General features: G+C 37.0%; 15 protein-coding genes and 1 pseudogene. 5 read left to right on the top strand and 11 right to left on the bottom strand.

The genetic code is table 11. From position 1 onward, the window contains the following. The first annotated feature begins 79 nt into the window (after positions 1–79). Entirely contained in the window at positions 80–1123 is a 1044-nt protein-coding gene (locus AAFX60_007110) for an extracellular solute-binding protein (GenBank protein ID XDF76569.1), read from the top strand. An 82-nt stretch (positions 1124–1205) separates the two neighbouring features. On the opposite strand, the gene cobB is transcribed toward AAFX60_007110, so the two are convergent. Next, positions 1206–1919, bottom strand: coding sequence for a Sir2 family NAD+-dependent deacetylase (cobB, locus tag AAFX60_007115; GenBank protein ID XDF76570.1), 714 nt, complete (start codon positions 1917–1919; stop codon positions 1206–1208). 158 nt (positions 1920–2077) lie between these two features. Between cobB and AAFX60_007120 the strand changes: the two genes are divergently transcribed. Together AAFX60_007120 and AAFX60_007125 are read left to right on the top strand one after the other, a co-directional pair. Continuing rightward, positions 2078–2989 (top strand): LysR family transcriptional regulator, encoded by a 912-nt coding sequence (locus tag AAFX60_007120; protein XDF76571.1) that lies wholly within the window; start codon positions 2078–2080, stop codon positions 2987–2989. Positions 2990–3228: 239 nt separating this feature from the next. Then, positions 3229–4448, top strand: a pseudogene (locus tag AAFX60_007125) (NupC/NupG family nucleoside CNT transporter). A gap of 70 nt (positions 4449–4518) precedes the next feature. Here AAFX60_007125 and AAFX60_007130 read toward each other — a convergent pair. The 8 genes from AAFX60_007130 to AAFX60_007165 all read right to left on the bottom strand — a co-directional run bounded on the left by AAFX60_007130 (position 4519) and on the right by AAFX60_007165 (position 9878). Further along, positions 4519–4809, bottom strand: a complete 291-nt coding sequence (locus AAFX60_007130; protein ID XDF76572.1) for a putative quinol monooxygenase — start codon at positions 4807–4809, stop codon at positions 4519–4521. Positions 4810–4861: 52 nt separating this feature from the next. Beyond that, positions 4862–5518 carry a Qnr family pentapeptide repeat protein gene (locus AAFX60_007135; protein ID XDF76573.1) on the bottom strand — a complete coding sequence of 219 codons (657 nt, stop codon included), beginning with the start codon at positions 5516–5518 and terminating at the stop codon, positions 4862–4864. A gap of 228 nt (positions 5519–5746) precedes the next feature. Next, positions 5747–6121, bottom strand: coding sequence for a hypothetical protein (locus tag AAFX60_007140; protein XDF76574.1), 375 nt, complete (start codon positions 6119–6121; stop codon positions 5747–5749). Between the two features lie 124 nt (positions 6122–6245). Beyond that, on the bottom strand, positions 6246–6845 hold the full coding sequence (locus tag AAFX60_007145; protein XDF76575.1) for a sugar O-acetyltransferase: 600 nt from the start codon (positions 6843–6845) through the stop codon (positions 6246–6248). Positions 6846–6875: 30 nt separating this feature from the next. Further along, positions 6876–7304 (bottom strand): PACE efflux transporter, encoded by a 429-nt coding sequence (locus AAFX60_007150; GenBank protein ID XDF76576.1) that lies wholly within the window; start codon positions 7302–7304, stop codon positions 6876–6878. An 85-nt stretch (positions 7305–7389) separates the two neighbouring features. Then, positions 7390–7932, bottom strand: coding sequence for a GNAT family N-acetyltransferase (locus AAFX60_007155; protein ID XDF76577.1), 543 nt, complete (start codon positions 7930–7932; stop codon positions 7390–7392). 24 nt (positions 7933–7956) lie between these two features. Continuing rightward, entirely contained in the window at positions 7957–8406 is a 450-nt protein-coding gene (locus AAFX60_007160; protein XDF76578.1) for a lytic transglycosylase domain-containing protein, read from the bottom strand. Further along, on the bottom strand, positions 8403–9878 hold the full coding sequence (locus AAFX60_007165; GenBank protein ID XDF76579.1) for a lytic murein transglycosylase: 1476 nt from the start codon (positions 9876–9878) through the stop codon (positions 8403–8405). The genes AAFX60_007160 and AAFX60_007165 overlap by 4 nt, the downstream gene beginning before the upstream one ends. A 280-nt stretch (positions 9879–10158) precedes the next feature. Here AAFX60_007165 and AAFX60_007170 point away from each other — a divergent pair, with 280 nt between their 5' ends. Further along, positions 10159–11490: a polysaccharide deacetylase family protein gene (locus AAFX60_007170; GenBank protein XDF76580.1), complete on the top strand. Its 1332-nt coding sequence runs from the start codon at positions 10159–10161 to the stop codon at positions 11488–11490. Between the two features lie 49 nt (positions 11491–11539). On the opposite strand, the gene AAFX60_007175 is transcribed toward AAFX60_007170, so the two are convergent. Beyond that, on the bottom strand, positions 11540–12088 hold the full coding sequence (locus AAFX60_007175) for a VRR-NUC domain-containing protein (GenBank protein ID XDF76581.1): 549 nt from the start codon (positions 12086–12088) through the stop codon (positions 11540–11542). An 88-nt stretch (positions 12089–12176) separates the two neighbouring features. Beyond that, complete coding sequence (locus AAFX60_007180) at positions 12177–13520, bottom strand: MATE family efflux transporter (protein ID XDF76582.1); 1344 nt, start codon at positions 13518–13520, stop codon at positions 12177–12179. Between the two features lie 105 nt (positions 13521–13625). Here AAFX60_007180 and AAFX60_007185 point away from each other — a divergent pair, with 105 nt between their 5' ends. Further along, positions 13626–14582, top strand: a complete 957-nt coding sequence (locus AAFX60_007185; GenBank protein ID XDF76583.1) for a LysR family transcriptional regulator — start codon at positions 13626–13628, stop codon at positions 14580–14582. Positions 14583–14609 lie beyond the last annotated feature (27 nt).

Raw genomic sequence — 14609 nt, forward strand, 5'->3', positions numbered from 1 at the left:
AATGACATGCAGTCTCCTGCAAAAATTGCTATAATGCGCGCTCAATTATGGATACTCCCCTCATATATAGGAGAAGGAAATGAAAAAGTGGACAACTCTCGTCTCTACAGGACTGTGCGCTGCAGCCTTAATCGCTGGTAATGCACAAGCTGCAGATAAAGAGCTCTATTTTTATAACTGGTCAGAATACATTCCAAATGAAGTTCTTGAAGACTTCACTAAAGAAACTGGTATCAAAGTTTACTATTCGACGTATGAGTCGAATGAAAGCATGTACGCTAAATTAAAAACTCAAGGTTCTGGATATGATCTAGTTGTTCCTTCAACTTACTTTGTGTCGAAAATGCGCAAAGAAGGTATGCTACAAAAGATTGATAAATCTAAATTACCTCATTTCAAAGACTTAGATCCAAACTACCTAAATAAGCCTTTTGATCCAAATAACAACTACTCTATTCCTTACATTTGGGGCGCAACAGGTATCGGCGTAAATGCTGATATGATGAACCCGAATGAGCTTCATTCTTGGAACGATTTCTGGGATGAAAAATGGCAAGGTCAGTTAATGATGATGGATGACTCACGTGAAGTGTTCCATATCGCATTAACTAAACTTGGTTACTCAGCAAATACAACAAATCCTGAAGAAATCAAAGCCGCTTACGAAGAACTGAAAAAACTAATGCCTAACATTTTGGTGTTTAACTCAGACTTCCCTGCAAACCCATACTTAGCGGGTGAAACAAGTGTTGGTATGCTTTGGAACGGTTCTGCTTACATGGCTCGTGAAGAAGGTGCAAACATTCAAATCGTATGGCCAGAAAAAGGCGCTATCTTCTGGATGGATAGCCTAGCAATCCCTTCAGGTGCAAAAAACATTGATGCTGCACACGAAATGATGGATTTCTTACTACGTCCTGAAAACGCCGCTAAAATTGCATTAGAAATCGGCTACCCAACACCAGTTAAATCAGCATACCCTCTTTTACCTAAAGAGTTTGCTAATGATCCAAACATCTTCCCTCCTCAATCTGTAATGGATTCAGGTGAATGGCAAGACGAAGTTGGTGAAGCAAGTACGCTTTATGACGAATACTTCCAAAAGCTAAAAGTTGATATGTAATACCCATCTATTACATCGTAATACAACACATTTAAAAGCCAATGAATCTAATGATTTATTGGCTTTTTTATTTTATTAAAAGTTATATTTCTAATAGTTCCGAAACCAACTCAGGTACTAACTCACCCGCTTTACCATAACGTTTCTCTTCAAATTCATCATCTACAGCACTTGGCTCCAAGTTAATCTCAATAGTATGTGCGCCATGTAAACGAGCTTCATGCACAAAACCAGCAGCAGGATAAACAGAACCTGACGTACCAATCGAAATAAATAAATCCGCCTGATTTAACGCTTCATGGATTCTGCCCATTTCTAATGGCATTTCACCAAACCATACGACATGAGGACGTAACTGAGCTGGTATTTGGCAACAATGACAAAAATCACCAGTATGAATATCATCAGTACACTCAAACACTTGATTCGATTCTTCACAACGAATCTTGTTTAACTCACCATGCATATGAATCACATTTGTGCTTCCACCGCGCTCATGTAGATTATCAATATTCTGAGTCACGATTGTCACCGTACCATCCAACTCTTTTTCAAGTTTAGCGAGTGCTTTATGGGCTGCGTTAGGTTGAATATTATCGCTTTTTAACAGAGCTCTACGTTTATTATAGAAATCCTGCACTAAATCCGGGTCATTCAAAAAACCTTCTGGAGTTGCAACATCTTCAATTCGATGGTTTTCCCATAACCCATCACTGGCACGAAAAGTTTGAATCCCCGACTCAGCCGATATTCCAGCACCAGTTAAAATTACGATATTCTTATACGGAAATAACATGACATCATCCTTAATCAATTTTGATTCTTACTGAAACTCTACCATGAATAACATTACAGTTTCTATGGATACTAAAAACAAACACCTAAGCTACTTTATTCAGCACAGTCCCTCCATTACAATGGAGTCAACCATACTAATAATGAATAGAGATATACATGTTAAAGCAAGCCAAACAAATGATTGTGTTCAACGCCTTAACTCAACAACAAAGCTTTACCAAAGCCGCACAGCTTCTTGATATATCTCGAACTCAAGTAAGCCAACAAATTCAATTATTAGAAGAACGTTTAGGTGTCCAATTGGTTCAACGTACAACACGTTCATTTTCTCTAACTGAAGCAGGACAAACCTTCGCAGTTCATTGCGCTAATATCGCCGATGAAATTAACGAAGCTGAAAATGAATTGCTGACCAATATTGATAACCTGCAAGGTAAATTACGTGTTGGTATCGCGCAATCATTTGCTACTAACCACATTCTTCCTTACCTGTCAGAACTGCACCATGCTTATCCACAACTAAATATAGAGATCACTTTGTTCGATCATAAGATCGATGTGATTGCAGAGCAATTAGACTTATGGATAGGTGTCATGGATTCCCCACCAGAAGGATTTGTTGCACGTCACCTAATTGATTGCCACTTTGTATTAGTTGCAAGTCCGCTATACCTGGCAAAACAAGGGATCCCTTACCATCCTTATGACTTAAAAAAGCATAATTGCTTAACCTATATTAGTAGAGAGCGTAAAGATGACGTCTGGGGCTTCCATAAAGAGGATGAAAATCTTCAGATAAAAGTGTCTGGTAACTACCGTATTGACTCAGCTGATGCCATTCGTAATGCCACCATAGCAGGTAATGGTATTGGTTATATTGCCACTTATCTTCTTTCTGATGAATTGCAAACAGGTAAACTTGTTCAACTCTTGCCTGATTGGGAATTAAACCAATCAATGCCCCTGTATGCCGTTTATCCAAGACGAAAATTCTTGCCTAAGAAAGTCCATGTTTTCATGGAATTTGTTCGTCAGCATATTAATGAAACACAAATTGGCAAAATTTAATCATTTTACTGATGGGATTATTAATCAAAAATCCACCACAATTGTTTCATATAATAAAAACTGACTTCTAAATATGTGATAAAAGCCTCAATTAAGAGGTTTTTGTCTACTAATCCAACAAATAAGTCTTTTTTTGTTATCACGATGTTTTTAGCTTAACAATTTGATCCTTGTCACATTTTTATTTTTGAATAGAATACCTCCGCAATCATTACACTAGATACTTTTGGAGTTTGACCGTGAACTTTTTGGTCAGTATTTTAGGCATTGTTTGCCTATTCGCGATTGCAATTCTTTTCTCAGAAAACCGTCAAGCCATAAAATGGAGAACAGTATTAGGTGCTTTCCTAATTCAACTGTTATTTGCCGGTTTTATCTTATACGTTCCTATTGGTCGAACTATTCTAAATAGTATTTCTATGGCAGTATCAAGCATTATTGATTACGGTCGTGTAGGTACAGAATTCCTTTTTGTGATCTTGCCCAGTACAAACTGGGCTTCATTTTTGCCGTCAACGTTTTACCTACGATTGTATTCTTCTCTGCTCTTATCTCAGTACTCTATTACCTAGGTGTTATGGGTTGGGTTATTCGCACCATTGGTGGCGGATTACAACGCTTCTTAGGTACAACTCGTACAGAATCTATGTCTGCAACCGCAAATATTTTTGTTGGTTCTGTTGAAGCACCACTGGTTGTTCGCCCTTTCCTTGCAAAAATGTCACGCTCTGAACTGTTTGCTGTTATGGTTGGTGGTCTTGCCTCTGTAGCTGGCGGAACAATGGTTGGTTACGCAGGATTAGGTGTTGAACTTAGATACTTAATTGCCGCAAGTTTCATGTCAGCACCTGCTGGCCTAATGATGGCAAAACTTTTGGTTCCTCAAACAGAAGAAATCAATGAAGCAGAACAATACTCAGAAGATGAAGTTGATGATGCTCCAGTAAACATTATTGATGCCGCTTCACAAGGTGCATTAAATGGCTTACAAATTGTATTTGCTGTTGGTGCGAGCTTATTAGCTATTATTAGCTTAATTGCACTACTAAATGGTGGTTTACATAAATTAGGATTATTTGTTGGCTTAGACAATTTAAGCTTAGAGTTAATCTTTGGTTACCTATTTGCACCTGTAGCATGGTTAATCGGTGTTCCATGGTCAGAGGCAACAATTGCAGCAAGTCTAATCGGTAAAAAAATTGCGATTAATGAATTTGTAGCTTTTGCTGATCTAATAGCAGTAAAAGATCAATTAAGTGAACATTCTCAAGCTATCGTTACCTTTGCCTTATGTGGCTTTGCTAACTTAACCTCTATTGCAATGTTAATGGGTGGTTTAGGAGGTGTAGTACCAAGCCGTCGCCCTGATATCGCACGTTTAGGTATGAAAGCAATCTTTGCAGCAACATTAGCAAACTTAATGAGTGCAACCGTTGCAGGCATCTTCCTGTCTTTCTAATAGTAAGTAAGACATAAAAAGCCACTTGTGAGTAATCATAAGTGGCTTTTTTCGTTAATGAAGAACGTAATTACAGCTTAGTCATTCGATTTAGAACAAATGAGTCAATAGCTCCATCAACTGTTTTTACGTACTCAGCAATATGAGCAGTGTTTAAATGATCTTGTAAATGCGCTTCGCTTTCCCATTGTTCATGAAATACAAATACATTTGGATTCTCATTATCTTGGTGAAGATCATACTGAATACACCCTACTTCTTTACGTGTAGGCTCCAGTAACTTAAGCATTGCTTCTTTTACAAATTCAGCATTACCATTTTTTGCTTCAATTCTTGCAACAATCGTTAATATCTTAGTCATTGTATAAATTCATTCTATTTAAAAAGCTTTGAATAACTATTAAAACACGTCTTTATTCAGGAAGTACAATCAATCCTAACGGTTCTAACAATTGCTCTTGTTGCCATCCACAAATTTTCACACCAGTTAAGTCAATACGACGAGGATCTAAGCCTTCTAATTCACAATGGCATAAATCACTCTCTTGAAACTTAAACTGTTCCCATGCATCTTCTGAGAAAGAGCCTCGACTTAAGTCTGAACCTTTAAAGGACGCCCCTTGTAAATTCGCCCCATTCCATTTATTTTCGAACAAATCACACTTTTCAATGCATAAGCGTTCAAGATTTGCATACGATAAATTACAACCCGTAATGTAAGCGGAACAAAAGTACATTTGATGATTAATTTGATTTGAAAAACTCGCTTGAGAAAAATTAGCGCCTTTCAAATCACACTCTCTAAACTCAATTCCAAATGCATTTGCGCCTTTAAAATTTGCCATTGCTATCTTACAACTCTTAAATGACGAATCTCGTAAGTCTGCATACTCAAAGTGGCATCCTTCAATTGCTCCTTGCTCAATGAAACTGCAATCAACAAACTGAGCATCTCTTAAATTTGCTCGAGAAAAATTACATAGGTAAAACTTACACCCTTCATAATATGCGTTACTCAGATCTTGATGTGAGAAATTAACACCATCAAATGTTTCATTATAAATAGCCATAGATACTCCTTAAGGTTATTAAGAAGAAGACTACCAGTAACCATGATAAACTCAACAAAAACAAAACCTTAAATATCAACAACTTAAAAGTACGAGTTTTGGGCTCTAAAACGAACCATATCCAATGCTAATCAACGATTATGTTTATAAACATACGCCAAGACTAAAAAAATAATTTCACAAGTTAGCGACGCATATAGCGCATTGATACATAGTTTTTTGCTCATACTAAGAACACACAAACATTTTACTCTTTGCTCTTACAAACGCTGAAACTTGAATACTACGTGGTAAATTAAGCTTCATGACGTTCTCACAGCATTTCATTAGAACTTCTGTCGCTTTCTCTTCCCATTCATGTTCAGTCTCTAATGAGTGAAGAGATACGCAAGGCTCTGTCTTTGAGCTTGGCTGAAAAGTAGTAAAAGATTTATTAAAAATAACATCTTCACACGCTCTTGCCTGAGATTCAGAAACAAGTTTTTTTCTTAAAATTGTCTGCGCAGAGTTACTTAATGTAATCGTACAAATAAAGTCACGCTCATTAAAATAGAGATCAATCGCTCTATTTAACTGATGTAATGCAATAGTCACACTGTCCATAGTTACCTCCTTGTGGTTATAGATATATTCTAGGAAATTTTTTTAAAACAATGTGCCGTTGTGATCACTAATAAATGATATTGTTCACAAATTATTCAATTGTGTGTTTTATTGATAATAATAATTATGTTAGACCTGCCCACATTTCATCAAGTTCATCGTCAGATGGCATATCTGAATGAGTAATCGTCTTAATCACTCGACAAGGATTACCGACAGCGACACAGTCTGGTGGAATATCTTTTGTCACTACACTTCCAGCACCAATCACACTTCGATCACCGATTGTCACACCATCCAATATAACGGCGTTAGCACCAATCCAAACGTTATCTCCAATCTTAATAGGGTTAGCTGAAGCAATTGGTAATACTCGCTCCGCTAGATCAAAAGGATGCCCTGCTGTACTGATCACAACATTTGGGCCAACTTGAACATGTGCTCCAATAAAAACAGGAGCAAGATCTAAGATCTTAACTCCTGAATTTAAAAATCCACCACACTCAAAATGTATGTTCTTTCCCATATCGCAATAAAATGGAGGTACGATAGCCACTCCCTTGTATTGACCAAGGATAGATTGCAATACATCGGATCTTAACTGATGTTCTGATGGTCGGGAGTGGTTAAAGTCATACAGTTGCTCTTTTACTTCATCCTGAAATGCGCACAGTTCTTTATTTATGGGAATTTGAACTGAAAAATCCGACAATTTATGACTCATAACCACTCCTTAGTTAATCTTACTCCCTACTTATTGAGCTACTTGTTTTACCTCATTAATAGGGAATGCTTTATCATAAGCTAAATTATAAACATACGCATAAAACAGATAGAAAACCACGAGACCGATATCAAGAATAAAAGCTTCCAAGATACTAATATTTAAGAACCACGCTATAGCAGGAATAGTCAGAATCAATAACCCGCCTTCAAACCCTAAGCTATGAACAACACGGTTTAATGTTGATTTTACTGTGCTGCCTGTTTTTCTCAGCATGTACTTATCAAATAAGATGTTATAAACATAATTCCACCCAGTTGCGACAAGTGAAAATACAACACCCATAATACCAACATGGCCCATTTCAAAGCCAAATTGACTTAAAACACCGACAATAAGAATAAGACCAATTAACTCAAACATAATAGCGTGACGAATTCGGTCAAAACGACTTCTCATAATAAAAACTCCAAAGGTTAATGTTGGCGTCATTATATAAAGAAAAATAGAGAGTAAAAGTTAGAAGCTATCCGCTTTTCGTATACTAATTTTTAGTATGATTAAAAATATACTCATAAAACACAACCATAGAATCCATTTCTTCTTTGACAACAAATCCTACTTTTTCTAGTAGTTTAGCAGAGGCAATATTATCTTTATCAACACCACCAACAAGTCTCTCTATAGATGGGTGTTGGTACAGGTAATCTAAGAGACCACTGAGTAATTCTGAGCCATAGCCTTTATGCCAATACTCGTCACCTAATAAGTACCCTAAATGAACTTCCTCGCTATCTGCTCCCGATAAAAATAAAAAGCCAATAATATCCTTAGTATTCTTAACCGATACCGTAAATAGCTGACTTTCATTCGACATTTTCTTCAGCCATATTTCCGCTTCTTTTATCGTTTCTATATCGTGGAAATAAGGAGGCAACCCTCGGGTAACTTGAGGTGTTAGTAACGCAACAATCTTATTCAATACGACTTGGCTTCCTTGCTCGTTTACTATCACAGAATCTATATGTTCAATGACAAGGCGTGTCGTTTTATAACTCAGTTCAGCCAATTGATCTTGATGGTGCATACCTATAATTATTCCTATCGTTAGTTAAATCGAATTCGTCAATTCGGAAGGTCTTAAGAAGTCACCTTCTAGTTTTAAGATTTCTCGATAATACATTTCAAACATAAAAATATTCTTTACGTATACTCGAGTCTCTTTAAAAGAAATTGACTCTATATAACCAAATATATCAATCTCTTTACTTGCCGCTCTTCGCCATACCATCACCATTGTTGGTCCTGCATTGTAAGCAGAAAATGCGTAAGCTCTATTGTTCTTATAGCGAGCAAGCAAATGACTTAAATAACGACTACCTACGGCAACATTTTTGTCTAAATCAAACAGGTCACTCGAATGTCGATAATTTAAATTATACTTCTGTGCCATAAATGCAGCAGTACTTGGTAACACTTGCATCAATCCACGTGCACCAACAGGTGATTTAGTGGTTAGTTCTAAACCACTTTCTTGTCTTGAAAGGGCTAATAATGTCACAGGATCCACATTATATTTAGTGCCATAGCGTGTAAATTCTTTCCAATAGCGAACAGGGAAACGCAGATAAATATAATCCCATAACTCCCACGAATGGTGGCTTCATGCGTAAATAAATGCCAATGCTTCTTTTTAGCATAACAAGCTAAAACCGCACTCTTTGCTTGATTCTCTTTTGCGACTACATGACGCCAATGTTTTCTTGCAGGGTACGTTTTACCTAATGCGAGTAATTCCTCTACACGATCAATATCATCTTGATATGGTTCTAGTTGTTCTTTATTACACTCAACACGAGCAATAGGGAATCGAGGTTCTCTTTTTAGTGCAATAGATGCCGCAATACTATAAAAGTACCTATTACCAGCGATACGCTTTAAGCGTGTTTCACCAGACTCGGTATCTCCTAGCTTCATCTCACTACGAGCTAACCAATACTGCCATCGATATGATGCTTGTTCTTCGCTGGTGAGCTTATTAATCCAAAATATAATTTCGTTCCATTGTGTTTTTCTAATCGCCAATCGAATTCGTTGCTCTAGAACGACACTATCGCTTGAGCGTTCAAAAACATCGTCTCTCCATTGGATTATTTCAGGATCTTTTGTATCCAGTAATCTAACGGCCAGAAACTCAAGTGTTGCTTGAAGTTCATTAACTTCAAATGAAAAATGACTCTGTACAAAGTCCACCTTTTCATAAGCGGAATTTATATTATGTTTTGCCAAATGTTTTAGCGCTGTTTGAGCATAATTACGATTAAATTGCGTGTCCTCTTTGGTTTCAAAAACCACGGTAAACTTTTCAGGCTGACGATACAATCGAAGCATTTCCGTTAAAGTGTCTTTGCTATCAACCGTAGAGGCTAATTTTCGCAAATAGGTAATCAATCTAGGGTTCTTTGCATCAACAGCGTATAACGCACGCTCAAGTATCATGTTATCGGTTCGTTCACCGGCCTTATCCCAATATGAAAAAAGGGAATTACAAGCGCTAGAGACACTCTCACCATCTAACCAGAGTCGCTTTGCCCCATCAAAGGCGGTGTCCAATTCATTCTCATAATAAAAAGCAGTGTAATACCAACATTGGTAATCTTGATCACGAGGTAACTCTGTTTGATAAGCAATTAAATATGGCCAATTTTTGGTAGCAATCAACGCATTAAGGTAGTCAGCACGAATGGAAACGGAGAATGGATAATCAGCAAACTCTTTTGAAAACTGATTTACTTCTTCTGGTGTTTTATTTTTTAAATCAAAAAGAAAGGCACGATAATCAGCATACCCAGATAATGGGTAATTATCTAAATCTCCACGCTTCTTATGATAAACAGAAATGTCTTTTTTATTAAACCCTTGTTGAATCGCATCATAAGCGTAACGATCAAGCCATAACTCTGAAATCGCAAAAGCACTGTTTGAAACACACCCGAGTATTAACCCGACAAATCCTTTTTTCATTAGTCGCATCAATCATCCTTTTTCTGCATTTAATGAGTGTGGTATAGAATGTTTAAAACGTCCATATAACGTAAAAAAATCACACAAATTCGACTATGCATACTTTGTTTTTTTGATACAAGAATAAAAAGAATCATTTATGAGAAACTAATAGTTAAAAGACTCAATTACATCGCAACATTATGAACGTCGCATTTATTCCTTTTCATCGCACAAGCTTTTCTTCCTTTTTTGTTTTCTTTCCCTCCTTTACTAGACTGCTATTCTCATTAACTAAAAGGAATTAATTATGTACAAACCAAGAGGCTCTTTAGTCACAGCTTGTCTTACTTTACTCATATCTACATCAGTTGTTGCGAGTAATACACTACTGAAAAAAGATAACGTGCCTCCATCTGATATGCCACCAATTCAAATTAAACATACACCCATGTTTATTAGCCTAGGCTTTGATGATAATGTCGAAAAAGATGGCCTAGAGTGGGTTATTAAGGAATTGAAAAAGAACAAAAACCCAGATGGTAATGACCGCTTCGCTAACCTTCCCTTATCTGCTTCATTTTTTATGCATTGTGCTCCAGCACGTGAAAATACAGAAATAAAAGAGTTATGGCGTCAATTAGTTACGGATAATCATGATATTGGCAATCACACAGAAACACATCCTGACGATAAAGTGAATTATAATCCTTTAACATCATGGATGACTCCAGAGCAATGGCACACAGAAGTTGCTGATTGTAATAAACTACTGATGTCAGCATCGGACAATGGTGGTCTAGGTATTGAACATGTTTCAGGTTTTCGTGCCCCTTACATGACATACAATGACAACACACTCAATGCATTAATTGAAAATAACATTGTTTATGATGTTAGCTTTCCTGCGGGAATTACACCTGAGCAAAATGGTCAAAACAACTACTGGCCATATACCCTAGATAATGGAAGCCCATCTCATAATGCAGCAGTCAGTGGTTGGTGGAAACCTGCTATAAATAACTATCCCGGTTTATGGGAGATCCCCCTTCACACCTTAATTGTTCCGCCTGATGAACTATTAGAACAATATGAATTAAACTATTCTCTTAGAGATAAAATAGCGAGTCGTATTAGTTATTTCGATCCAATTTCTGGTAAAGGTGACAATTTTGATTGGAATTTATATTCAACACCTAATTGGGGAGCGGCCGGCCTTAATGAAAATGATGTTGTTGCCATTTATAAATATAACTTAGATTTAAGAATGCAAGGGAATCGAGCTCCACTTGTCCTTGGATTACATTCTGCATTCTATGGTTATATTGGTGGTGAAGAACATATTGGCATGCCAGAAAGTAATGTCGATACACGTAGAAATGTTTTAAAACGTTTTATTAAATACGCTTTATCTAAACCTGAAGTAAGATTTGTAAACCATAAACAAATTATTGACTGGATGCGTACACCTGAACCTCTAACATTATGTCCACAGGAAGAATGGAAACCTCACCAAGTGTATATCAAAGGCGAAACCGTCAATTTCCAAGGCAAGATGTGGCAAGCGCAATGGTGGACTCAATTACAACAGCCAGGTCTGACTGAAAGCTCTCCATGGAAAAAAGTCACTTCTTGTACATAACAAATACCAACGCCCCCTTTCTATTAGTAAAGGGGGTTCATTATCAAGGTTACACCCCTAGCGGATTAGGAAATTGCACTACTTTAATGTCATAAGTTTTTGGTTTATACGTCTTACTGCCTTCCATTACATAAACTATTTCTACTTCACATTCCAAAACAGACTTAATGTTGGACAAACAAATAAGTTCAGCTTCAGATAAGTGTTTTCCAGCCTTTTGTACTTTCACAAATAGCAAAGAACCATCAGGCTTAAATAAAAACAATTCAGGCTCACCAGCGGTTAATCCTGTTCTTATTCCTTTTAATAAAGAAAGCTTCACAGGACAAATATACTGGGAAAGTAACACTCGGCCTGCATCATACAGAGAGTTCGACGTTGCAGAGTTACCTAAAGCATAAAACGCAGTCCCATACCATCCATTATCTAAATAATGTGTTAACGCATAGCACTCATGAAAATATTTATTAAAGTAGCTTTTACAGTCAACAAGTTCTGTTAAATCAATAGGTAACCAATCTTTATTTCCTTTCTGCCACTCTTTTAATACCTGCTCTGGATACGTAATCACTTTTTCTTGTATCGTATAAATCATCATAAATCCCTTTTATGAAATACTTAATATACGTACAAAAATATCATGAATTTTTAGCCTGATTTGTGAAGTGTTTTAAAATACAGCAACTTTAATTCTCTATTTCCTGATAATGAGTTTTCACTCGTGCAATCGATATCAACAACTGCACCAATAACAGAATACCCGTTACTCCTAAGCCAATGCCAATCCCTGCCCATATGCCACTTAATCCAAAGATAGGCATTAAATACCAAGCAGCAGGTAAACCACATACCCAATAACCAATCGCGGTCATTACGGTAGGTAAAGAGACAATCTTCATTCCTCGTAATAAATTGATTGCCAGCAATTGCCACGCATCAACAACAAAACATAAAGCAACAACCCAAATTACTGAGGTAAGTAAAGCTGACATATTATTTTCGCCATTATCTAATTGGAATAGATCCGCAATACTCTCTGGCCAAATGATAAAGACAGCAGCAATAAACACACTCATTACCGTAACCAGTACAAAACTATGCTGTGACGTTTTCTTAATTCCATCCACATTGTTTGCACCAAAATCTCTTCCAACTAAGATTGCAGCAGCTTGCGAGAAACCAAAGTTGAAGTTCCAAGTAAAGCTCAAACATTGCAATAGGATTTGGTGCAAAGCTAATGAGGCAATACTAATGGTACCCGCCATTAAAGTACCACCATAAATCAATCCGTGTTCCAATAAGGCTGCAACAGCAATAGGCAATCCCATAACTAATAGAGGTGTAATCAACTTTATCGAGTACTCTTCTAGATTTAACCAAGGAGCAAACGGTTTGTATTCTTGTTGTTTAAAGACCCAAAGCCCGTAACCTAGCATCACCATCAATGCAGCAATAGCGGTGCCTAGCCCTAGCCCATACAATCCCATGCCAAGCTGAAAAGTAAGTACATAGCTAATAGGAACATTAAGAATAACTGTGATCACAGACATCACCATAATAGAACGAACATTGCCCAATGCGCTTGTTAAACCACGTAAAACCAACAGTATGAGTGACGGAAACATTGCCCACTTTAAAGCATCAACGTATTCCATCGCCAATGAAATCATTTCCTCTGGTTGTCCCGCTAAACGCAGCACATTTGGAGCATAAGAAAAGGCAAATAGTAAAATAACGCTCAATATTATTGATAATAAAACCGCCCCCTTTATAGCAAGTCTAATTTGTTGGTTCCCAAATTCAGGTCTCGCCAATCTTTGCCCATAAGCAATAGCAATCAAATTAGCAACGCAACCGACTGTGCTGCTTGCTACGATAAAAATAAAAAAGTAAACCGATGCCCCCAAGCCACCACCAGCCAATGCCGAAACACTTAATCGTGACATCATCCAAACATCAGTAAGAACTAATGCCATAGAAATCAACTGAGAAACAATAAGAGGAAAAGCGAGCGTAAGAATTTTTTTCATAGAAAGATAGATTAAATAATTTCACATCACGTTATCGTTTAAAAAAGTAGTATTCAATTAATTAATTCGTCAGACTGACATTCCAAAAACTCATGCGAGAATCTAATGACACCCTATCCAACATTACCTTACTCACATAACGGCTTTAAAGCTTTTGAATCTGTTGCAAGGTTGATGAGTTTTACTTCAGCGGCAAATGAGCTTAATGTGACTCAAAGTGCAGTCAGCCGCCAAGTAAAGCAACTTGAAGATGATCTCAACGCATCTCTAATCATACGAAAACACCGTTCGATTCAACTGACGACACAAGGTTTAGAACTGTATAAAACGTTACAGGATAACTTTACTTCCCTCGAATCAGTGATTTCATCTTGGCAAGATCCAAAGCCTAAACGTATTGTTATCAAAGCAGCATTAAGCTTTGCTACCCGCGCTCTCTTACCTAAAATTAAAGAAATGAATGAGAGATATTCAGATTATGAAATCGTCATCATTCCTTCTTTAGAAGAAGACGAAGCCCTCAATACCACTGATTATGATTTATTGATTTTCCATACAAGATTAAAGAATCATTACGATAATAAATCTAATTTTTCTCTGTTACGTGAAGAATTTATGGCACCAGTTTGTGCTACCAACATTACAACAAAAGACACGGTGTTAGATGATGTTCTTCAATTACCAAGGTTGCATCCTACAGTTGATCATCTCGATTGGATTACTTGGCTAAATAATGAAAAATATGTTCCCCATCAAAAAGTGAGAAACACCAGTTTTCACTCATTAGATCTTGCATTAAGTGCGTGTTTGTCAGGTCAAGGCGCAACCGTAACTGATCTCTTATTGATCTTACCGGAATTAGAAAGAAACTTTTATTACTGCCCAAGGCACACCACACTTCAACACAGCGCATGGGTATATTATATCCATCAACACACGCATTCTTCAGCGATTAACGAGCTTATCGAATGGTTACAGCAAGAGGCAAAACGTGAGATTGAATCATTAAAATGTTTAGCTAAGACCCATCATTGGGGAGGAATTATTAACCGGATTAATTAGATAGATATTTATTGATAAAAAATAAAT

The organism is Aliivibrio fischeri, from assembly GCA_038993745.2.
GTDB lineage: Bacteria > Pseudomonadota > Gammaproteobacteria > Enterobacterales > Vibrionaceae > Aliivibrio > Aliivibrio fischeri_B.